20 protein-coding genes are annotated in these 21,262 nt (G+C 66.2%); 11 read left to right on the forward strand and 9 right to left on the reverse strand.

Features of this window, described 5'->3' with window-relative positions:
- Positions 1-34 precede the first annotated feature (34 nt).
- From C8N44_RS19980 to C8N44_RS20005, 6 genes are all read right to left on the reverse strand, one after another.
- Positions 35-1,213, reverse strand: coding sequence for a glycosyltransferase (locus tag C8N44_RS19980; RefSeq protein ID WP_158274103.1), 1,179 nt, complete (start codon positions 1,211-1,213; stop codon positions 35-37).
- The gene (locus tag C8N44_RS19985) at positions 1,210-2,349 is read right to left on the reverse strand and encodes a glycosyltransferase (RefSeq protein WP_107978532.1); all 1,140 of its coding nucleotides are present in this window, start codon (positions 2,347-2,349) and stop codon (positions 1,210-1,212) included. Before C8N44_RS19985 ends, C8N44_RS19980 begins: the two co-directional genes overlap by 4 nt.
- Entirely contained in the window at positions 2,346-3,347 is a 1,002-nt protein-coding gene (locus C8N44_RS19990) for a sulfotransferase (RefSeq protein ID WP_158274104.1), read from the reverse strand. The genes C8N44_RS19985 and C8N44_RS19990 overlap by 4 nt, the downstream gene beginning before the upstream one ends.
- 16 nt (positions 3,348-3,363) lie before the next feature.
- Positions 3,364-4,257, reverse strand: coding sequence for a sulfotransferase (locus C8N44_RS19995; RefSeq protein WP_107978534.1), 894 nt, complete (start codon positions 4,255-4,257; stop codon positions 3,364-3,366).
- Positions 4,258-4,292: 35 nt separating this feature from the next.
- On the reverse strand, positions 4,293-5,735 hold the full coding sequence (locus tag C8N44_RS20000) for a mannose-1-phosphate guanylyltransferase/mannose-6-phosphate isomerase (RefSeq protein ID WP_107978535.1): 1,443 nt from the start codon (positions 5,733-5,735) through the stop codon (positions 4,293-4,295).
- A 193-nt stretch (positions 5,736-5,928) separates the two neighbouring features.
- Entirely contained in the window at positions 5,929-6,948 is a 1,020-nt protein-coding gene (locus C8N44_RS20005) for a replication initiator protein A (protein ID WP_107978536.1), read from the reverse strand.
- Positions 6,949-7,351: 403 nt separating this feature from the next.
- On the opposite strand from C8N44_RS20005, the gene C8N44_RS20010 reads away from it, so the two are divergent.
- From C8N44_RS20010 to rfbA, 6 genes are all read left to right on the forward strand, one after another.
- On the forward strand, positions 7,352-8,731 hold the full coding sequence (locus C8N44_RS20010) for an AAA family ATPase (RefSeq protein WP_107978537.1): 1,380 nt from the start codon (positions 7,352-7,354) through the stop codon (positions 8,729-8,731).
- A 120-nt stretch (positions 8,732-8,851) separates the two neighbouring features.
- Entirely contained in the window at positions 8,852-9,883 is a 1,032-nt protein-coding gene (locus C8N44_RS20015; RefSeq protein ID WP_107978538.1) for a ParB/RepB/Spo0J family partition protein, read from the forward strand.
- Positions 9,884-10,087: 204 nt separating this feature from the next.
- Positions 10,088-10,660 (forward strand): dTDP-4-dehydrorhamnose 3,5-epimerase, encoded by a 573-nt coding sequence (gene rfbC, locus C8N44_RS20020; protein ID WP_107978539.1) that lies wholly within the window; start codon positions 10,088-10,090, stop codon positions 10,658-10,660.
- Positions 10,657-11,706 (forward strand): dTDP-glucose 4,6-dehydratase, encoded by a 1,050-nt coding sequence (rfbB, locus tag C8N44_RS20025; protein ID WP_107978540.1) that lies wholly within the window; start codon positions 10,657-10,659, stop codon positions 11,704-11,706. Before rfbC ends, rfbB begins: the two co-directional genes overlap by 4 nt.
- Complete coding sequence (gene rfbD / locus C8N44_RS20030; RefSeq protein WP_244641145.1) at positions 11,703-12,554, forward strand: dTDP-4-dehydrorhamnose reductase; 852 nt, start codon at positions 11,703-11,705, stop codon at positions 12,552-12,554. The genes rfbB and rfbD overlap by 4 nt, the downstream gene beginning before the upstream one ends.
- Positions 12,551-13,432: a glucose-1-phosphate thymidylyltransferase RfbA gene (rfbA, locus tag C8N44_RS20035; RefSeq protein ID WP_107978541.1), complete on the forward strand. Its 882-nt coding sequence runs from the start codon at positions 12,551-12,553 to the stop codon at positions 13,430-13,432. Before rfbD ends, rfbA begins: the two co-directional genes overlap by 4 nt.
- A 155-nt stretch (positions 13,433-13,587) precedes the next feature.
- Here the strand turns inward: rfbA and C8N44_RS20040 are convergent, their stop codons facing one another.
- The 3 genes from C8N44_RS20040 to C8N44_RS20050 form a co-directional block, all read right to left on the reverse strand.
- Positions 13,588-13,881, reverse strand: coding sequence for a BrnA antitoxin family protein (locus C8N44_RS20040; protein ID WP_210204196.1), 294 nt, complete (start codon positions 13,879-13,881; stop codon positions 13,588-13,590).
- A gap of 148 nt (positions 13,882-14,029) precedes the next feature.
- Complete coding sequence (locus tag C8N44_RS20045; protein ID WP_107978542.1) at positions 14,030-15,619, reverse strand: tyrosine-type recombinase/integrase; 1,590 nt, start codon at positions 15,617-15,619, stop codon at positions 14,030-14,032.
- Entirely contained in the window at positions 15,616-16,032 is a 417-nt protein-coding gene (locus C8N44_RS20050; protein WP_107978543.1) for a helix-turn-helix transcriptional regulator, read from the reverse strand. The genes C8N44_RS20045 and C8N44_RS20050 overlap by 4 nt, the downstream gene beginning before the upstream one ends.
- A gap of 329 nt (positions 16,033-16,361) precedes the next feature.
- On the opposite strand from C8N44_RS20050, the gene C8N44_RS20055 reads away from it, so the two are divergent.
- The 5 genes from C8N44_RS20055 to C8N44_RS20075 all read left to right on the forward strand — a co-directional run bounded on the left by C8N44_RS20055 (position 16,362) and on the right by C8N44_RS20075 (position 21,045).
- Positions 16,362-17,342, forward strand: a complete 981-nt coding sequence (locus tag C8N44_RS20055; RefSeq protein ID WP_107978551.1) for a KpsF/GutQ family sugar-phosphate isomerase — start codon at positions 16,362-16,364, stop codon at positions 17,340-17,342.
- Between the two features lie 21 nt (positions 17,343-17,363).
- The gene (locus C8N44_RS20060) at positions 17,364-18,164 is read left to right on the forward strand and encodes a 3-deoxy-manno-octulosonate cytidylyltransferase (RefSeq protein WP_107978552.1); all 801 of its coding nucleotides are present in this window, start codon (positions 17,364-17,366) and stop codon (positions 18,162-18,164) included.
- Positions 18,161-18,997 carry a 3-deoxy-8-phosphooctulonate synthase gene (gene kdsA / locus C8N44_RS20065; RefSeq protein WP_107978544.1) on the forward strand — a complete coding sequence of 279 codons (837 nt, stop codon included), beginning with the start codon at positions 18,161-18,163 and terminating at the stop codon, positions 18,995-18,997. The genes C8N44_RS20060 and kdsA overlap by 4 nt, the downstream gene beginning before the upstream one ends.
- Before the next feature lie 74 nt (positions 18,998-19,071).
- Positions 19,072-19,947 carry an aldose 1-epimerase family protein gene (locus C8N44_RS20070; RefSeq protein WP_107978545.1) on the forward strand — a complete coding sequence of 292 codons (876 nt, stop codon included), beginning with the start codon at positions 19,072-19,074 and terminating at the stop codon, positions 19,945-19,947.
- 87 nt (positions 19,948-20,034) lie between these two features.
- The gene (locus C8N44_RS20075; protein ID WP_107978546.1) at positions 20,035-21,045 is read left to right on the forward strand and encodes an NAD-dependent epimerase/dehydratase family protein; all 1,011 of its coding nucleotides are present in this window, start codon (positions 20,035-20,037) and stop codon (positions 21,043-21,045) included.
- Positions 21,046-21,262 lie beyond the last annotated feature (217 nt).

Raw genomic sequence — 21,262 nt, forward strand, 5'->3', positions numbered from 1 at the left:
TCCGGGGGGATGGCAAAACTCCGCTCACCGTCTCCTATGTTTCACCCCGACAAAGTTCAAGCAGAGCAGATGCCCGCGGCTCCCAGGAAAAGCGTTCCTGCGCATGCTCCAGAGCCTTCGTGCTCATGGTCTTCAACTCATCTATGTCCCCGACAAGCTCGCTAATGCGTGTCATCGCTTCATCCGGATCATCCACCGCGACGTAGTGGGCCCCGGGGGTCAGTCCGCTGCCGGCCATGGCATGAGGGTAGGCAACGATCGCCAGGCGACTGAAGATGTAATCTAGGATCTTGAGCTTGAAGCCGCCACCCAGGTCTTCGAGCACGAGGGCCATGCGGGCATCCGACACCACGTCCTCGAGAGCCCCGAATTCCCCGGTGAATTCAACATCCGGGTAGGCTGCGCGGTAGGTTTCTACGCGTCCCGGCGCCATCCGGCCCGCGATGCGCAGTCTGAAACCGGCGCCTTGCCCCCCTGCCCGTTCGTAGGCTGAAAGGATCGTGTCGAGGTTGCGCAGTTTCGCGTTCCATTCAAAGGATCCGACAATAACCGCCAGTGCCTCGGTCGTCCCGGCCATGTTCTCCGGCACCTTGGCAGGCTTCCCGCTGTAGCCTGGCGACATCTCTACGACCGGCTTGCCCGGCGCGAGGTCGCGGTACCGGGCGGCGTCCTCCGAGGTGATCGCCGTGATCCCGTCGGCCCGCTCGAGCAGGGCAAGTTCCATGCGCCGGTATTTTTCCGCATCACGGTGCTGAAGCTGGCGCAGGCCGGGACGGGTGACCTCGGATGCGATCCTGGGGCGGATGTCTATGTCGACGTTGTGCGAGACGTAGATGATCGGAAGCCCGCGGCTGGCGACGATCTCCGCTGCGGGAGCGGTGCAGGATTCGCTCAGCACGACCGCATCGAACGACTGCGCGTCCAGCAATTTGCCCAGTTCGCGGCGAGCCTCGGGCGACATTGCTCGCTCGGCCGCGCGCGGCAAGGACCCCAGGATGGATCGCAGGTCGGCCATCCGGCCCTGGGTGCCACCGATGCCGGTCCAGGTCGCCGTCCCTTCCGGCCCGGGGTTTTCAGGCAGCCCGGAACCACAGAAGACCGTGATGTTCACGTCAGTCTGCATGGCCAGGGCACTGATCAGGTCCGCATTGAAACGCAAATCTCCCGCGTAGGGCGGATAGGGGTAGGTGCGCACAACGAAAAGCAGGTTCATCCAAAGCATCCTTCCAGAATCGTCTGGGTGAAGACCTCGGGACTATGTGCCTTCAGGAAAGTGTCATTGCGCTTCCGCGGCGCGGCTTTTTCGATAGCTGACGCAAGAGCTGTCGCGTCTGTAGTATCCACGGCCTCACCCAGACCGTGTTGCTCCACCTGATAACCGATCAGCCCTGTACGCTGCGCGATCAGCGGCTTGCCTGCTGCAGCGGCCCAGAAGACCACTCCCGAGGATCCCACGTGATTTTGGTAGGGCGCCAGCACCACGTCGCAATCCACCACCTCCTGTGCCAGCTCGCTATCCGAGACAAAGCGATCAACAAGTTCGATCGCGACCTCCGGATAGGCGGCTCGGGCGGCTTCCAGTCGTGCTGCGAAGGATTCACGGTCAGGGTTGTCCACGCGCCCCACGAAACGCAGTGCAAGCCGCGACCTCTGTTCCGAAGAAAGGTGAGACAAGGCTTCAAGCAGTACGAAGATGCCTTTGCGCTCCGCCAGCGCACCGAACAACAGCAGCACCCGGCGACCATCCAGGCGCGGGCATGGTGTCCGGTTCTCCAGCAAAGACAGGTCAGGTGACGGATCGGGGAGGAAGGTCAGAAGACCCGCCATGCGGGATACCGCAGAGCGAGGTGCGCGTTCATCAAGCGTGAAGAGCTTCCGCAAGGCCGGGCGCTGTGCTCCGAGATAGCTCCCCCAACGGCGTCCGGTGTCGAGTCCACGTCGCAGTCCCGCCGGATAGTTGTGCCCGTTGGGTGGCCGGAAAATGATCCCTGAGACCTGTCCCGGGACGGGGCGACGGTCCAGCAGTGCTCCGTAGATCGCATGATCGAAAAAGGGGAGAAAGAGCTGTCCACCACTGGTGCCGAGGCAATCCCGGGCGGCTTCCCATTGCGCGCGGCCCCGTTTCAGAAGATCCGGTTGTGTCAGCTCCCTCAATTGATCCGGTGGCAGGACCTCGAGTTCCAGCCCGGTCGCGGCCACGGTTTCTTCCAGCCGCTTGGCCATCTCCGGGCCGGTGACCAGCCGCAGCTGGTCGACCCTGGGGTCAGCAGCGGCCCCTCGAAGAGTCATCTGGGCCCAGAATGCGCAATGGCCGTCGGTCAACGGCTCAAGATAGGTCAGGCAGGTCATGCGGGAAAACTCTCTTCCAACGCAGCCGTCGCCACCGGCCTGATGGCATCCGTCCGGTATGGACAGCCGGGAAAGAGATCCAGTACCATCTGCGCCCGAGCGAGGTCTTCGGGAGAAACCTTTTCGCGCCAGCGCCCCACCAAAGCCTGAGCATCGCCCGCGCGGATCGCCGCGGCACCTTCGCTGTCGCTCAACCCGCGCACCGAATTCGAGGCATTGCCGAACATTGCGCGCATCCGTGGCGTGGGTTCGATGTCGCAGAGTTCCGCCAGACGGTTGAGCGTGCCGTCCGGATCAAGGACCATGTCTTCGTAGAAGATTGACGGCATGCCGGCGGCCAGATCGGGAAAGAGCGGCATGTTCTCGAGACACCAGCAGAGCACATAGCGCTCCAGCTCGGAACCTTCGGCCTGTAGTCTGTCTACCTCGAGACGCAGCTCGGCACTTAGTAGATCCTCGCAGAGCGGCCGGTTGCGGAGGAACAGATCCAGCTTGTCCCCCCACTTGTTGCGCGCGCAGGACAGGGCCTGAGGCACCGGGTGGCGGAAATAGAGGATCGGCATGAAGCCTGCTTCCTCGAGCAACGGCCGCAGATATGAGGCAGCCGTGGTTTTTAGCAACAGCCGATTGCTACGCCAGTGAAAGTCGCCACGCCAAAAACGCCAGGGTTCCTGCACATGCAGGCGCCCTTCGCGCATGTCAGTCATATAGCGTAGAAGACGTGCACGCATGGCCGCGTCAGGCGCGACAAAGATCCCCCCGGCAGGCCACCCGAGATGGCGCATCTGCGCTGCCGTTGCCGTAGGCGGAGCGAAAGGCTGGTCGGAGGACTTGAGGCCCGGTGCATGCCCCAGGACCTGCATCAGCAGGGTGGATCCGCTGCGCCGGGACCCGATCAGGGCAATGTCTGGCTTGTTGCCCGGCCGGTGCGTGTTGAGGGTTTCGCTGATGGCCTGCCGCATGGCCTGCCGCAGCAGAAGGGGTGTGTCGGTCCACATGCCTGGGATCTCCGTCTCAAGCCGGCTCGGCATCAAGGTCGGCGTAGTGGCGCGCCAGCGTCGCACCGGCGCCCTCGGTCACCGCCGCGATCTGCTCGGGCGGAAGGCTGGTGCGCCAGGAAAAGGCGAGCGCCTGCGCGTCTCGGGACATGTTGTGCAACTGCTGTCCCGACATCTCGCCGGTCCCTCCCGAGGTGGATTTCAAGAGAAACTCGCGTGCCGGCCCCGTGACCGGAATATCGAGATGTTCCAGCAGGGCGCTGCCCTCCTCGAGCGGCGAGAGGCAGAGATCCTCGTGGCGCATCAGCAGCAGGTTTCCCGGGGCCCGGGCCAGCTGCTGCGCCACTTCCTCGTAGATAGCGGACCAGAAGCACCCCAGCGCATAGGCGAACTGGAGATCGGGATCCTCGTGGCGCCGGGGCCAGCTCTTGCCGTCCAGCTCGGGCACCGGCCAGACCATGCGGCGCAGCGAATGCACCAGGGCGGCGGGGTGGCGGATCAGGATTGCCGCCTTGGCATCCTGCTGATCGGCGAGATCCGCGCAGAGACGGATGAGGAAGGGATCCTTGAGCAGCACCAGCGGATTGCTGCCTCGCAGCGCCCGCGACAGGACCCGGTCATACTGGCTGCCCAGGATCTGCCGCGCGGTCCCCCTCCACAGCCCGTCGGACGGCCGGCGGCGGCGAAAGCCGCGGCGGCCTGCCATCATCTGGGCGACCAGTGCCGAAGTCTCTTCGGCACTGTCGGGCCCGGGGTACCAGCATGGCACCCCCTTCAGGCCGGACCCCAGGTTGAAGGGCTCGTGCACCACGCACCCCGGCATCGCCACGGATGCGGCCTCCCCCATCCAGGTGGTGCCCGACCGGTGCATCCCGGTCACGATACGCACGACCTTGGGTGCTTCAGCCATGGGAACTCTGCACCGGCGCCAGGCCGCGGACGATCTCAACCGCGGGCATAGAGGTCCTCGTAGCGAACGATGTCATCCTCGCCCACATAGGTTCCGGTTTGCACCTCGATCAGCACCATGGGCACCTTGCCCGGGTTCTCCATCCGGTGGACACAGCCAAGCGGCAGGTAGACGCTCTCGTTCTCGGTCACGAGCTTCACCTCGTCATCGACGGTGACCCGCGCGGTGCCCTCGACCACGATCCAGTGCTCGGAGCGATGGAAGTGGCTCTGCAGGCTCAGCGAGGCGCCGGGATGCACGAGGATGCGCTTCACCTGGAAGCGACCGCCCACGACGAGGCTCTCGAACCAGCCCCAGGGGCGGTGATCCTTGGGGAAGGCCGTGGCCTGCGGCGACTGCTTTTCCTTCAGCGCGGCGACCGCCTTCTTCACGTCCTGGGCACGGCTCATGTCGGCCACGAGCACCGCGTCGTTCATCGCCACGGCCATGATGTTCTCGAGCCCGATGCCCACCACCTCGAGCCGCTCGCTTTCCGAGCGCAGGAGCGTGTTGCGGCAGTCGATCGCCGTGGCGTGCTCGGAGACGACAACCCCGTCGGCGTCCGGGCCGCTCTCGCGCCAGACGGCATCCCAGCCGCCGAGATCCGACCAGCCGGAATCGAAGGGAACGACCGAGAGGTTCGTGGCCTTCTCCATCACCGCGTAGTCGATCGAGATGTCCTCCGCCCCGGACCATGCCCCGGGGGCGAGCCGCAGGAAGCCGAGGTCGGTCTTGGCCTCGTCGAGGCTCGCCTGCACCGGGCCCATGAGCTTGGGGGCATGCGTCTGGAAGGCCTCGATGACCTGCTTGGCGCGGAACAGGAAGATGCCCGCGTTCCACAGGTAGGTTCCGGCTTCGACCATCTCGGCGGCGCGGGCCGCATCGGGCTTCTCGACGAAGCGCGCAAGGGCCACCGGGGCTCCATCCCCCTCGGGCGGGCCTGCAAGTTCCAGATAGCCATAGGCGGTCTCGGGGTGGGTCGGCGTGATACCGAAGGTGACGAGGTCGCCCTTCTCCAGCGCGGTCAGCCCGCGGGCGACCGCCGCATGGAACGCATCAGCATCCGGCACGACGTGGTCGGAGGGCGCGACCAGCAGGATGGCCTCGGGATCGGTGGAGGCCGCATGAAGTGCCGCAGCAAGGATGGCGGGCGCGGTGTTGCGTCCCTCGGGCTCGATCAGGATCGGGCCGGGATCGATGCCGACGGCCTGCAGCTGCTCGGTCACGATGAAACGGAAATCGGCGTTGGTCAGCACCATCGGGCTGGTGAAAGACAGACCCTCTCCCTGCCCCGAGAGCCGCTTCGCCGACGCCTGGAACAGCGTCTCTTCTCCCATGAGGGGTACGAACTGCTTGGGGTAGCTCTTGCGCGAAAGCGGCCAGAGCCGCGTGCCCGACCCGCCACAGAGAAGGACGGGGGTGATCGTCGTCAAAGCCATGGTGCAGTACTCGCCATCTGAAAATCATCTTAGCTTCTGTTAACAGGGATCATCTTCGACTCAAGCTGTTACTGCCCCTCTCGCGGGATGGGTGAGACCGTTATGCCGCAATGCGGCAAAAAACAGCGCATACAACTCAAGGTTGACAAAGCCTGCGCGAATTTCTCCACACAAGAAGCGCCGCTCCGGCCTCCTACCGCTTCGCCCGAACCCGCACGAAGCCCAGGAAAGCCCCGTCGGCCGAGCGCAACCGCGGCCGACCCGAGCCCGCCCAGAAGGCCCGCCATTCGGCCTCGAGCGCATAGATGTCGACGCCGGGCATCAGGCGACGCGCCTCTTCCAGCGCCGCGGGCGAGACCGGGGGCGCATCCGTGCCCGCGTCCTCGGTCTTCCGGCGTCGGGTAAAGCGGATCATGTCCCCCTCTTCCTCGGCCATGTGGTAGTCGGGCAGGTGGTCGCTCGCGATCATGTCGCGCAGCATCTTGCGGAAGACCCGCCGCGGCGAGGCGGACCCGGACTTCTTCAGCAGCGTCTCGACCGAGATCCGCCAGGACGATTGCCGGCCGCAGTGCTTGCGGGCCAGCTCGTAGATCCGCCGCTCCAGCGGCTTGCGCAGGCGGAAGTAGTCCCGGCTGAGCGTCAGCACCGACTTCGCCAGCACCGCGCGGTAGAGCCATTCCGAAAGCGTCACCGAGACCGACATCATCCGCCCGCCCCGCGACCGCCGGGTGATCTCCCAGCGTTCGATCAGGCCGAAGCCGGTGGTGGTCTCGGTCTCGCCGGTGGCGATGTTGGTGGTGATACGGGTGCCGGCCAGCCGCTCGAAAGCCTCTCGCAGGCGCCGGTAAGCATCGCCACTGGTCTCGCGGTTGGTGGCCACCAGCAGGTCGTGCGCGCGCAGGGTCAGCGTGCGGCCCACCTGCCGCCCGGCATTGATCGCCGCCATCAGCTGGCTGATGCAGAAGATCAGGATGTCCTTGTCGTGGATCGTGGCCAGCCCCTTGACCGAGGGGGTGACCTCGACCTGGGCGCCATTGTGCTCGTAGCGCAGGATGCGACGGTCGGGCCGCGTGGCGAGGCTGAAGACCGGGTGCTCCATCGTCGCCATGTCGTCCTTGGGGATCGCGTCGAAGACATCGCAGAGGAAGAAGTCCATCTGCGGATGCCGCTCGGGCAGGAGTTCTCTGCCCGGCTCGCCCGTGCCTGCGCCCATTCTGCCCCGCCCCGCCGTTCCGGCTCTTAACGTGGTTTCGTTGACGGCCAGCCTAGGTATGCCCGGCCCGCCGGTCCAGCCTCGGCATCGGGGGTTCGGAGTCGGATGAGCGTCGGATCAGAGTCACCTTATCGGGGGTTCAGAGTCGCCTTGCCCTCTGCAGACAGTCGAATTCACCTTGAAATACAGGTCTATGGACAGACTCGGCTTTCCCCGTAACACTATAATTAACACAATAATAACACTGGCAGAAAATGCGGAGGGTCTGAAACGAAGCCCTCGCGCCCATGCCAACACCCCTGAATTTGCTATGAAAAGCCGAATCGGATGCGCAACGCATTCCCATGTGCCGGGTTTTCAGGTATGTTTCCCGAAAAGCAGCACATAAGGGGTGAGGGGTATCATGAGCAGCGAGCAGCCTCCCTATTTCAACATCGATCCGGACCGTGCTCTGCGCGATCTCGATGCGCCCGTGGCCACCGCGGGCTTTGCCGAGATTGCCACGGCCTGCAATCGCGGGCGGGCGGATCTGGCCTCACGCGGGATGGACGAAAGCGGGCGCAAGTCGCTCCGGCTCTTCTCCACGTGGGAGATCACGCGCTACCTTATCCCGGTCGCGACGCCGCATTTCCGCCGGGTGCTCAAGGCTCACCCCGAGCTGCCCCAGGGCCGCTCCGAGACGGAGGGCGGCGCCAAGTGGTTCACCCTCGATGAGGTGCTGCGCCTGCGGGCCCATTTCGCCGCGGAAGGATCGAAGACCAAGGAGTACCTCCCCTACCGGCCCAAGGACCTGCCCGCCAAGATGGTGGCCGTCGCCAACTTCAAGGGCGGCGTCGGCAAGACCTCAACCGCCGCGCATCTTGCCATGTCCGCCGCGCTCGACGGCTACCGGGTGCTGGTGGTCGACCTCGACAGCCAGGGCAGCATGACCTCGATCTTCGGCGGAGAGGTCGAGGACGAATGGAAGACCGTCTTTCCCCTGCTCGCCCGCCACTACGCCCGCCACCAACGGCGCGAGAACCAGGGTCGCATGGACCGGGGCGAGGCGCCCCTGCCCCTCGACGACACGCTCTCCGAGGCGCTGGACGTGACCGCAGATAAGCTCATCCAGAAGACCCACTGGCCCAATATCGACCTGATCGGCGCACAGCTGAACCTCTACTGGTCGGAATTCCAGATCCCGGTCTGGCGCATGCAGGGCCGCAGCTGGAAGCTCTGGGACGCGCTGACCGAAAGCCTCGAGGAAGACGGGGTGCTCGACGACTACGACGTGATCTTCCTCGATACCCCGCCTGCCCTGGGATACCTGACGATCAACGGGCTCGCCGCCGCCGACATCCTGCTGGTGCCGCTCGGGGCCTCCTTCCTCGAGTTCGACAGCACCGGGCGTTTCTTCGACATGCTGCATTCCACCTTCGCCAGCATCGAGGAAGGCGAGAACATGGCTGCCCGGGCGCTCGGCCGCGAGGGCGTTGCCTTCGAGTGGGATGCGGTGCGCGCCATCCTGACCCGCTACGACAACGCGCAGCAGGGCGAGCTGGCGGGCCTCATGCAGGCCTATCTCGGCCGCACACTTTCGCCCCAGCGGCAGGACTACACCGCCCTGATCGGGCAGGCCGGCGAACAGGTGGCCGGCATCTACGAAGCCGACTACCGCGACTTCAACCGCGAGACCTACGTCCGCGGCCGCGCCACCTTCGACGAGACCTATGCCGCCTTCAAGAAGCTGCTGATCGGCACCTGGCGGCGCGACGAGATCGCGGCGCGGGAGGCCGCGGAATGACCATGGCCCCTGCCGATGTTTCGCGCGCGAAACATCCCTGTCCCACCGTCCCGAAGTGTTTCGCGCGCGAAACATCGCTCTCCCCTGCCCCGCTGTCCCTGCATTCCAGGAGCTCCCGCCATGGCCAAGCGTAAGCGTCTGACCGCCGCCAATCCCGATTATCTCGGCACAGCCCCCGAGGCCCCTGCCCCGCGCATCGCGCCCGAGCCGAGGTCGTCCTCTCTACCCCCCATCGCGCAGGTCGCGGGCGAGGTCTCGGCCTCGGCCGCGCTCGGAGAACTGTCCCGCGCCATGGAGGAGGCCCGTGCCGAGGGGCGTCTCGTGCAGGCCATCCCGCTCGACCAGATCGACCCGGGCCATCTCGTCCGCGACCGGATCGAGGCCGAGGAAGAAGAGCTGCGGACGCTCATGGAAAGCCTGCGGACCCGGGGGCAGCAGACCCCCATCGAGCTGGTCGACCGAGGCGAGAGCGCCGCGCCCCGCTACGGGCTCATCTCGGGCTGGCGCCGCCTTGCCGCGCTGAAACGTCTTTCGGAAGAGGACGATCGCTTCGGGACCGCGCTTGCCCTCATCCGCGCCCCGAAAACGGCCTCCGACGCCTATGTCGCCATGGTCGAGGAGAACGAGATCCGCGTGGGGCTCAGCTACTACGAGCGTGCCCGTATCGTGGTGAAGGCCGTCGAACAGGGCGTCTTCGAGGATCGGCAGACGGCCCTGCGTACGCTCTTCGCCAACGTTTCGCGCGCGAAACGGTCCAAGATCGGCAGCTTCACCCGCATTGTCGAGGCGCTGGATGGCGCGCTGCGGTTCCCCTCGGCCATCGGTGAGCGCACGGGACTCGATCTGGCCCGCCGGCTCGACGAGAATCCGGGACTGGCAGAACGCCTGAAAGAGGAGCTCCGCCAGACCCCTGCCCCCGATGCCGAGGCGGAACTGGCCCGCCTCGAGGCGCCGGCCCCGGCCGCCCGACCGAAGGCCCCGAAGCAGGAGCGTTCCCCGGCAAGATCGCGGGACGCAGATGGGGAAACCGCCGGAGCGCGGCACATCGAGACGATCTACGATCCTGACCGCGGGGTGCTGACGCTGAAGGGACCGGGCGTTGATGGCGAGCTGCACGCGGCCCTGCAGCGCTGGCTCGAAGACCGCGCCTGACCGTGGCAGGACCGCGAGGAAGAGCGAATTGCTGCCCGGGGTGATGCGTGTCACACACCGAGGGTGAAATTCGGGGCTTTTGCTTCCGCCCTGCCGAGGATCTTAACTTGATGTTACCACCCGCGGTGTGGAGATCGGCCAAGGCGCCCCCGGAAGCCTGCGGGTTTCTGAAAATTTGATTCAAGATCGGAACGAGAGACAGCAATGCCTGCATTCGAGACGACCCCACTTTCCGGGGTCATGGTGATCACGCCGAAACGCTTCGGCGATCACCGTGGGTTCTTCAGCGAAAGCTACAGCGCCCGGGCCTTCGCCGAGCAGGGGATCGAGATCGATTTCGTCCAGGATAACCATTCGCTGTCGCAGGCGGCGGGCACCGTGCGGGGCCTGCATTTCCAGTCGCCGCCGCACGCGCAGGCCAAGCTGGTGCGCTGCGGGCGCGGGCGGCTCTTCGACGTGGCCGTGGACATCCGCAGGGGCAGCCCGACCTGGGGGCAATGGTTCGGCACCGAGCTGAGCTTCGAGAACGGACGACAACTGCTGGTGCCCGAAGGCTTCCTGCACGGGTTCATGACGCTCGAGCCCGAGACCGAGATCGTCTACAAGTGCTCGGACTTCTACGCGCCCGACTGCGACGGCGGGGTGCGCTGGAACGATCCCGACATCGGCATCGACTGGCCCGACCCGGGCAGCGTACCGGTGCTGTCGCCCAAGGACGAGGCCGCGCCGCTGCTGGCCGAGTTCGACAGTCCCTTCACCTGGGAGGGCGCGGCATGAAGCTTCTCGTGACCGGTGGCGCCGGGTTCATCGGCTCGGCCGTGGTGCGGCTGGCGGTGTCCCGTGGCCACGAGGTGGTGAATCTCGACGCGCTGACCTATGCCGCCTGCCTCGACAACGTGGCAGAGGCCGCCCAAAGCTCGCTCTACGCCTTCGAGCAGGCCGACATCCGCGATCGCGACGCGCTGGAGCGTATCTTCGCGAAACATGCGCCCGATGCCGTCATGCACCTGGCCGCCGAATCCCACGTGGACCGGTCGATCGACGGGCCGGGGGATTTCATCGAGACCAACATCACCGGCACCTACAACATGCTGGAAGCCGCCCGGAAATACTGGGCCGGGGCGGGCCGACCCGAGGGCTTCCGCTTCCACCACATCTCGACCGACGAGGTCTTCGGCTCGCTGCCCGCCGACCCCTCCGTGCAGTTCACCGAGGACACGCCCTACGATCCGCGCTCGCCCTACTCGGCCAGCAAGGCCAGTTCCGACCACCTGGTGCGGGCCTGGCACGAAACCTACGGGTTGCCGGTCGTGCTGACCAACTGCTCCAACAACTACGGGCCCTACCATTTCCCCGAGAAGCTGATCCCGGTCATCATCCTGAACGCGCTGGCGGGCAGGCCGCTGCCGATCTACGGCGACGGGTCCAACATCCGCGACTGGCTTTACGTCGAGGATCATGCCGACGCGCTGCTGCTCGTGGTGGAAAAGGGTGCGGTGGGCCGGTCCTACAACATCGGGGGCGAGAACGAGCGCACGAACCTCGAACTGGTCAGGACGCTCTGCGGGATTCTCGACGCGAAACGCCCCAAGGCGCAAGGCAGCTACACCGATCAGATCACCTTCGTCACCGACCGCCCCGGGCATGACGCGCGCTATGCCATCGACCCGTCGCGCATCCGCGCCGAACTCGGCTGGCGGCCGAGCGTGACGGTGGAAGAGGGGCTTGAGCGCACCGTGCAATGGTATCTCGACAACGAGGCCTGGTGGCGGGCGCTGCAGGATCGTCAGGGCGTCGGGCTACGGCTGGGGGTAGGGTCATGAGCGTGCTGGTCTTCGGCAGAACGGGGCAGGTGGCGCGCGAACTGAGCCGCAGGCTGCCCGGCGCGCGGTTCCTTGGCCGCGAGGAGGCAGATCTCTCCGATCCCGACACCTGTGGCGCGGCGATCCGTGCCGCAGCTCCCCCGCTCGTCATCAACGCCGCCGCCTATACCGCCGTGGACAAGGCCGAGGAGCAGGAGACGCTTGCCACCATCATCAACGGCGAGGCGCCGGGCGTGATGGCGCGGGAATGCGCGGCGCAAGGCATCCCCTTCGTGCACATCTCCACCGACTACGTCTTCGACGGCAGCGGCGAGATGCCGTTTCGCCCCGACGCGCCCTGCGCGCCGCTCGGGGCCTACGGGCGCAGCAAGCTCGCCGGTGAGGAGGAGGTGCGTGCGGCCGGCGGGCCGCACGTGATCCTGCGGACAAGCTGGGTCTTCTCCGCCCACGGCAGCAACTTCGTGAAGACCATGCTGCGCCTTTCGGAAAGCCGGGGCCGACTGACCATCGTCGCCGACCAGGTGGGCGGCCCGACCGCGGCGGGTCCCATCGCCTCGGCCTGCGTGGCGGCGGCGGGCGCCCTGGGGCGCTCCCGCGGCGTCACCGGGACCTATCATTTCGCCGGCGCGCCGGACGTGAGCTGGGCCGATTTCGCGCGCGAGATCTTCTCCCGCGCCGGGCGCCAGGTGGAGGTCGAGGACATCCCCTCGGCGGACTATCCGACCCCCGCCAGGCGCCCGGCCAATTCACGCCTGGACTGCAGCAGCCTGCAGCGGCTCGGGATCACCCGGCCCGATTGGCGGGCCGATCTCGACCACGTCCTCAAAGACCTCGGAGCATTGGCATGACGGAACGCAAGGGCATCATCCTCGCAGGGGGTTCGGGCACGCGGCTCTACCCGATCACCATGGGCGTCTCGAAACAGCTCATGCCGGTCTACGACAAGCCCATGGTCTACTACCCGCTCTCGGTGCTGATGCACGCCGGCATCCGCGAGGTGGCCATCATCACCACGCCCCACGATCAGGACCAGTTCCGCCGCCTGCTGCAGGACGGCAGCCAGTGGGGCATGAGCTTCACCTACATCACCCAGCCCTCGCCGGACGGGCTGGCGCAGGCCTACCTGCTGGCCGAGGACTTCCTCGACGGGGCGCCCTCGGCCATGGTGCTGGGCGACAACATCTTCTTCGGCCACGGTCTCCCCGAGGCGCTGCAGTCGGCGGACGCGCAGGAAAAGGGCGGCACCGTCTTCGGCTACCACGTGGTCGATCCCGAGCGTTACGGCGTGGTGGATTTCGACAAGGACGGTACCGCGCGCGAGATCATCGAGAAGCCCGAGGTGCCGCCCTCGAACTTCGCCGTCACCGGGCTCTACTTCCTCGACGCCGAGGCCCCTGCGCGCGCGCGCGCGATCACCCCCTCGGCGCGGGGCGAGCTCGAGATCGTCTCGCTCCTGCAGAGCTACCTCGAGGAGGGCACGCTCAGCGTCCAGACCATGGGGCGCGGCTACGCCTGGCTCGACACCGGCACCCACGCCAGCCTGCTCGATGCCGGCAACTTCGTGCGGACCATGTCGCAGCGGCAGGGCCTGCAGATCGGCTGCCCCGAAGAGATCGCCTGGCACAACGGCTGGATCGGCAAGGAACTGATGGCCCAGCACGCGAAGACCTTTGGCAAGACCGACTACGGCGGCTACCTGGCGGCACTGATCCGCGAGGCGGAGTAGGGGGCTTCGCTCCCCATGTTTCGCGCGCGAAACATCGAAATTGATCTCTCTCCCCTTCGCGTATGCGCTGAAGGTGGCGCTGCGCGCGAGGCTCACGCCCCATTGATCCTGATGCAGGATAGGCGGCCGGCCAGCAGGTAGCCGACTTCTCCGCATCAAGTCAGTCCCGCAGCCTGCCGCAGTGCTTCGTTCATGCGCGTCTGCCAGCCCGGCCCCCCGGCCTTGAACCGGGACACCACTTCGGGATCGAGGCGCAGCGACACAGCCCCCTTCGGGTTCTCCGCCTTCGGACGACCGCCCACATTCTTGCGCATCTTCTCGGCCAGCGCCGGGAACGCCTCAGTGAAGGGCTTCGCCTGGGCAAGCTGCGCGTCAGTGGCTTCCGGAGCATCCGGGTCGCTGGCAATCATCTCCTGAACCTTGGCTTCGCTGAGCGGCGTCTTGGTCATAGCAGTTCCCTTTCCTTGCGGCTGGCGGGGCGCATCGAGATCACCGAGAGGCCTCGGTTCTCAGGACCGCGAAGATAGCCGCGATCTGAGATTGTTCCTGTAGCCATGCCCCGACGGTGCGGTCCACAGTATCTGGTCGTGCCATGTATCACCTCTGATCATTCCATCTCCGTTCCTGCTGGCGGGCAAAGACCAATACCTCGGCCTGTTCGAATTCGGGCGTTCCGCGCATCAGTTTATGCTCATGGTAGGCGAGCATCAGCTCAAGCTCATCAGAGGTGGAGGGCTCTGCAGCCTCAAACACCTCGAAAATCTCGCGCTTGCGGCCGTCATCGACCTTTCCGTAGTACCTCCATGTGACTTCCTCGGAAGCGTGCCCCAGATTCAGTGACCACGCCTTCCGGGCCTCGGCGGTTCTACAGATTTGATCTCCGAGCTGAACCAGCGTGTGGCGTGCGGAGTGCGGAGAATAGGCTGTGGCTCGGTTCTTTGAGGCTATCTTGAAGGCCTCGGAAACTGCCCCAATCGTCTTCATCGGGGCAATCGGATCCTTCTTCCTGCGGCGTGCTGAGGAAAGGCTGGCGAGATCGGGGAACAGAGCATCGTCAGGTTGCAAGCCTAGCGCAGTGCCCTCCTCAAACCATGCAATGAAGACCTGACGGAAGTGTTCGGTGCGGGGAAACCAGTTCACCACGAAACTCTTGCCGTTTTTCGTGCGCATTTCCTCACCGTCATGGGTGATCTGCCGCCGGGCGAGATCCACGTGCCGGCGCCGAACCGTGATCAGCGCGTCCGCCCGCAAACCGCCCAAAAAGGCGAAGGCAAAGATGGCACGCTGCCGGCGATCCTTGAGGGTCTTCGTCGGCATGGCATCCAGTATTTCCTCGGCTTCATCGAGTGTTGGATACTCCCGCGACTTCGAAACCTTCTTCTGATGAAACCGACGCGGCAGCTCGAAGTACGCCGGTACGGGGGCGAGGTGCCGGAACCCGGCCTCCTTTCCAAGCCACTCGAAAAACGCCCTGAGATGTGAGGCCCTGTGCCGAATGGTGGAATGCGAAAGTCCGCCGCCCCCTGAAGAGACGACATCCTCTCGCCAGGCCGCTGCGTCATCTGTTGTCACCTTGGAGAAGGACTTCAGCTGGATGAAGGCCTCGAAAGAGCGGATGGCGGCAAGATGGGCATCCACGGTCTTCTCCGTGTAGCGCCCGGCATAGTCCTGCCAGTCGCGGATGAGCCGATCGTTGGGCGACGGCTGCGTTTGCGCAGGCTTAGCCTGATTTGTCCCAATACAAGCGGGGCGCGCGCCCAGTTCTTCGTCTATCGAGTTCAGGCTCGTATTGGTATCAAGGCAATTGCGGATGCTGTCGTATTCCGTCTTACCTAGACGCTTCATCAAGCTTGCTCCGCAGTCCGGGCAAGTCGCATTCGCGAACATTTCTCCCTTCGAGCTCGTCTGGAAACAGACCGTCGTGGTTTCAGGGAACAACACGGCCTTGCAGCCCAAGCACTTGAACTCACCGGAGCGCAACTTCGGCCTCTCTTGGCGCCGATCGGCATGAAAGCGAGCAAGCTCGGCCCCGCGGAAGAGTTGCGGTTTTTGCTTGTCCACGGGGACAAGCCCGCCCCGAACCCAGTTGCAAACCGTGTTTCGAGAGATGTCATAGAGTGTCAGGACGTCTTGGACGGAGTAGACCCGGTGGGTCTTGGGGCGGACCCCGCGATAGGAACGGCTCACGATGCTCCTCCTGCGCGAGAGGCATCGTTCAGGTTGCGCTCGTATTCTGCGAGAGCATCCACCGCCCAGCGTGTCGTGCCCTGTGCCAGGCGGACCGGCGGCGGGAATCCGGGAGCCGTCTTAACCCAGCGCCAGATAGTCGGGCGGGAGACGGAGTATCTCTCGGCCACTTCTTTGTCGGACAGGAAGAGCTTGCGCGGTTGCTTTTCGGTCCGCAAAGCCGCCGCTTTGCGCGGTGCAGCAGAGCGATCAGCGCGCTCTCTGTTTAGACCAGTACCGTCGCTTGAAGCTTGCGGAATATCGTGCGCGGGCTTGGCGACGACATTGCCGCCAGACTCTTGGTATCCGTCCTCTTTGCGGGCGGATGGCTCCAAAGGAAAAAGATCTAGCTGGTTCTCGCGTAGAAACGTCATACGCCTACCCCTTCTGGGTAGCCGACAACTCCTTCGCCACGCTACTTGTTTTTCGTTAGAACATCGACGGTCATCGCCATATGTTCTCTATATGTTTCTGTATGAGGCAAGTTGCACCAGGTGCCAAGGGAAAATTCGGCGCAGCTTTCGGCTAGGGGCCAGCTTTGAGACGCCGGGGACATACATGCCGCTCAATGAGAGTGAAGCCACCGGCATCCGACATGGCTAAGCCTTTCAACGGTTGAAGCCTCAGGCCCTGGCCGGATAAGTGGGCGCACAACCCTCGTGGTATGCCCACGGCCTTTGTAAGTCTCAGCGAGGACATCGATATGCGCGAGAACGCAGCCGTGCCCCCGGACCCGCAGGAAGGGCTGGACCGGATCGCTCGCGTGCTGCGCATCGAGGCCGAGGCGCTCGTGCAGATGAGCGCCTCGCTCGGGCCCGATCATGCCCGCGCGCTCGAGATATTGCAGGCCGCGCAGGGGCGCGTCGTCGTCAGCGGCATCGGCAAGTCCGGCCACGTGGGCCGCAAGATCGCCGCCACCTTCGCCTCGACCGGCCAGCCCGCGCAGTTCGTGCACCCGACCGAGGCCAGCCACGGCGATCTCGGCATGATCACCGAGAAGGACGTCTGCCTCGTCATCTCCAACTCGGGCGAAACCACCGAGCTGGCCGATCTCGTCACTTACAGCCGCCGTTTCGCCATCCCGCTCATCGCCGTCACCGGCGGCGCGGACAGCACGCTGGCACGGCAGGCCGACGTGACCCTGCTGCTGCCCGACGCGCCCGAGGCCTGCCCGATCGGCGTGGCGCCGACCACCTCGACCACCGCGACGCTCGCGCTCGGTGATGCGCTGGCGGTGGCGCTCATGGAAAAGCGCGGCTTCCGGCGCGAGGATTTCGAGGTGTTCCACCCGGGCGGCAAGCTCGGGGCGCAGCTGCTCAGCGTGGCGCGGCTGATGCATGCCGGGGCAGACCTGCCGCTGGTCGAACCGGCGACGCCCATGTCCGAGGGGCTGGTGCTCATGTCGGCCAAGGGCTTCGGCCTTGCCGGGCTGGTCGAGGACGGGCGGCTCGCCGGGATCGTCACCGATGGCGACCTGCGGCGCAACATGCACCGGCTGCTCGACAGCACCGCGGGCGAGGTTGCGACGCGAAATCCCAAGACCGTGTCCCCCGACACGCTCGCCTCCGAGGCGCTCAAGATCATGAACGAGGCCAAGATCAGCGCGCTTTTCGTGGTGGACGCAGACCACCGCGTGCAGGGGCTGCTGCATATCCACGACCTGCTGCGCGCCGGCGTGGCCTGAAAGGTGACCAAGGTGACAGACGTGAAGACCGTGATCCTGATCCCCGCGCGCTATGCCTCGACCCGCTACCCGGGCAAGCCGCTGGCGACCCTGCGGGGATCCGACGGCGTGGCGAAGCCGCTCCTGCAATGGACCTGGGAGGTGGCCCGCGCCGTGCCCGAGGCCGATGCCGTCTACGTGGCCACCGACGATGACCGCATCGCCGAGGCGGCCCGGGGCTTCGGGGCCGAGGTCATCATGACCGATCCCGACTGCCGCAACGGGACCGAGCGCTGCGCCGACGCGCTGGCGCGTGCGGGGCTTTCCCCCGAGGTGGTGGTGAACCTGCAGGGCGACGCGCCGCTGACGCCCGCCTGGTTCCTGTCGGATCTCATCGGCGCCATGCGCGCCGACGCCACGCTGGACGCGGCGACGCCGGTGTTGCGCTGCGATCCCGCCACGCTCGAGATGTTCCGCCAGGACCGGCGCGCGGGCCGCGTGGGCGGCACCACCGCCGTCTTCGACGGGGCAGGGCGCGGCCTCTATTTCAGCAAGGAGGTCATCCCCTTCACCGGCGATGCGGTCTTTGACGCCGGCGACACGGTGCCCGTCTTCCACCACGTGGGCGTCTACGCCTACCGGCCTGCGGCGCTCGCCGCCTACCTTGGCTGGGCACCCGGCCCGCTCGAAACCCTCGAGGGCCTCGAACAGCTGCGCTTCCTCGAGAACGGCGCCCGCCTGCAATGCGTCGAGGTCGAGGGCCGGGGCCGCGTCTTCTGGGAGCTCAACAACCCCGAGGACGTCGACCGCATCGAAACCATCCTGCGCGCGGAGAGCACATGACCGAGACCGTCCAACCCCGCACCGTGGCCGCCGGCCCGGTCAGCTTCTCCAACGCGGCGCCCTTCGCGCTGATCGCCGGGCCCTGCCAGATGGAGAGCCTCGAGCATTCGCGCATGCTGTGTGCGAAGATCGCCGAGGCCACCGCGCCCTACGGCATCCCCTTCGTCTTCAAGGCGAGCTACGACAAGGCCAACCGCTCCTCGTTGGGCAGCGAACGCGGGCTCGGCATCGAGAAGGGCCTCGAGATCCTCGCCGCCATCCGCGAGGAATTCGGCTGCCCGGTGCTGACCGACGTGCATGACACGGGCCAGGTGGCCCGCGCGGGCGAGGTGGCCGACATCCTGCAGATCCCCGCCTTCCTGTCGCGCCAGACCGACCTGCTGCTCGCCGCTGGCGAAACCGGCCGCGTCATCAACGTCAAGAAGGGCCAGTTCCTCGCGCCCTGGGACATGGCCAACGTCGCCGCCAAGATCGCCTCGACGGGCAACGAGAACATCCTGCTCTGCGAACGCGGCGCGAGCTTCGGCTACAACATGCTGGTAAGCGACTTCCGCGCGCTGCCGATCATGGCCGGGACCGGCTACCCGGTGATTTTTGATGCCACCCACTCGGTGCAACTGCCGGGCGGGCAGGGGGGCACCTCGGGCGGGCAGCGCGAATTCGTCGAACCGCTGGCGCGCGCGGCGCTGGCCGTGGGCGCCGCGGGGCTTTTCGTCGAGACCCACGAGGACCCCGACAACGCCCCCTCGGACGGGCCCAACATGGTGCCCGTGGACCGGCTGCCGGCGCTGCTGGGGCGGCTTGCCGCCATCGACGCGCTCACCAAGGGCTGAGCCGGGCAGGGGGCTTGCGGCTCCCCGTTCCGCGGCCTACCCCGAAAAACAGAGCCCGCCGGAGACCCAGCACCATGTCCGACACCGTCACCATCGACTCCGATACCCTGACCGCCACCGTTGCCGCCCTCGGCGCCGAGACGCAGAGCCTCACGCTGAAGGGCAGGGGAGAGCTGCTCTGGGACGGTGATCCCGCCTGGTGGTCGGGGCGCGCGCCCATCCTCTTTCCCATGGTCGGTGGCGCGCCGGGGGACACGGTGGCCTTCGACGGCGCGACCTACCCCATGGCCAAGCACGGTTTCGCCCGCCGCAGCACCTTTGTGCTGGAAGAGGCCGGGCCGGACTGGTGCCGCCACGTGCTCACCGACAGCGAAGAGACCCGCGCCGCCTATCCCTTTGCCTTCCGCCTTGCCGTCACCCACGCGCTGGAGGGTGCCACCCTGACCGTCACCGCCGAGGTGGAGAACCCCGGCGAGGTGCCGCTGCCCTTCGGCTTCGGCTTCCACCCCGCCTTCCGCTGGCCGCTGCCGGGCGCCGAAGACCAGCCCCACCGTGTCGTGCTGGAAAACGGTGCCGAGCCGCCGCTGGCCCGGCTCGGGGCAGGGGGGCTGCTCGCGCCCGATCGTCTCCCCTCACCCTTTTCCGCAGGCGTGCTGACCCTCGATCCCGGTCTCTTCGAGGAAGACGCCATGATCTTTCCCGAAGGGGCGGGCACTGCGCTGCGCCTCGAGGCGGCGGGGCAGGACGCACCCGCGCTGCGCTTCGCCTTCGAGAACACGCCGCATCTCGGCATCTGGCAGAAACCCGGCGCACCGTACATCTGCATCGAGCCCTGGCACGGCATGGCCGCCGAGGAAGGCGCCGGCCCCGAGATGACCGCCCGTCCCGGCAGTGTGACACTTGCCCCTGGCGGCAGCATGCGCTTCGGGTTTTCCGTCTCTGCTGGCTGAGACCCCGGCCCGGGCTGGCCAAGGGCGGGCAGATGTTTCACAAGACCTCCCGTACTGAGTGCTCTTCTCGCCGGAAGGACCCCGCAGATGGCCACGATCCTCGTCACCGGCGCTGCCGGCTTCATAGGCTACCACGTCAGTCGCCTGCTGCTTGACGAGGGCCATGCGGTCGTCGGGCTCGATGCCATGACGGACTACTACGATGTCACGCTCAAGCAGGCGCGGCTGGACCGTCTGAGCCCCTCCGAGGGGTTTACACCGGTCATCGACCGGGTGGAAACGCCCGGCCTGCTGATGGAGCTCTTCGAGCGGCATCGCCCCGACTTCGTCATCCACCTCGCGGCCCAGGCCGGGGTGCGCTACTCGATCGAGGCGCCACGCGCCTATCTCGAGAGCAACATCACCGGCACCTTCGAACTGCTCGAGGCCGCGCGCGCGCATCCGCCGCGCCACATGCTGCTGGCCTCCACCTCCTCGGTCTACGGCTCCAACACCGAGATGCCCTACCGCGAGACCATGCGCGCCGATCACCAGATGTCCTTCTACGCCGCCACCAAGAAGGCGACCGAGAGCATGGCCCATTCCTATGCCCACCTGTTCGGGCTGCCGGTCACCATGTTCCGCTTCTTCACCGTCTACGGGCCCTGGGGGCGGCCGGACATGGCGCTGTTCAAGTTCACCCGCGCGATCCTCGAGGGCGCGCCGATCGACGTCTACAACCATGGCGACATGAAGCGCGACTTCACCTATATCGACGACCTGGTGGGGGCCATGCGCCGGCTGATGGATGCCGTGCCGGAACGCCCCGCGGCGGGGCAGGCGCCCGAGGGCGACAGCCTCTCACCGGTGGCGCCCTTCCGTGTGGTCAATATCGGCAATTCCGCCCCCGTGGCCCTGACCGAGTTCATCGCCGCCATCGAGGCGGCGACCGGGCGCACCGCGCAGCGCAACATGCTGCCCATGCAGCCCGGGGACGTGCCCGCCACCTGGGCCGATACCACCCTCCTGGAAAGCCTGACGGGAACCGGTCACCATACGCCCGTCACCGAAGGGGTTTCACGCTTCGTGGCATGGTACCGGGAGCATCACGGTCTTTGAGATCAGTATCGTGGCAGGTCGCCGCTTCACACGTCGAAGTTGTGCGGTTTGCCATTGAGGTCGGGCCCCGTTCGGGCGACACCCTCGCCCAGGGAACTTTTCCAGGGAGAGATTTCATGGCCCCCAAATTCGGTACCAGCGGCCTGCGCGGCCTCGTCACCGAGCTGACACCGGATCTTGTCGCGGACCACACCCGCGCCTTCCTGGCAGCCTGCCC

The sequence above is a fragment of the Allosediminivita pacifica genome, from assembly GCF_003054175.1.
Classification (GTDB): domain Bacteria; phylum Pseudomonadota; class Alphaproteobacteria; order Rhodobacterales; family Rhodobacteraceae; genus Allosediminivita; species Allosediminivita pacifica.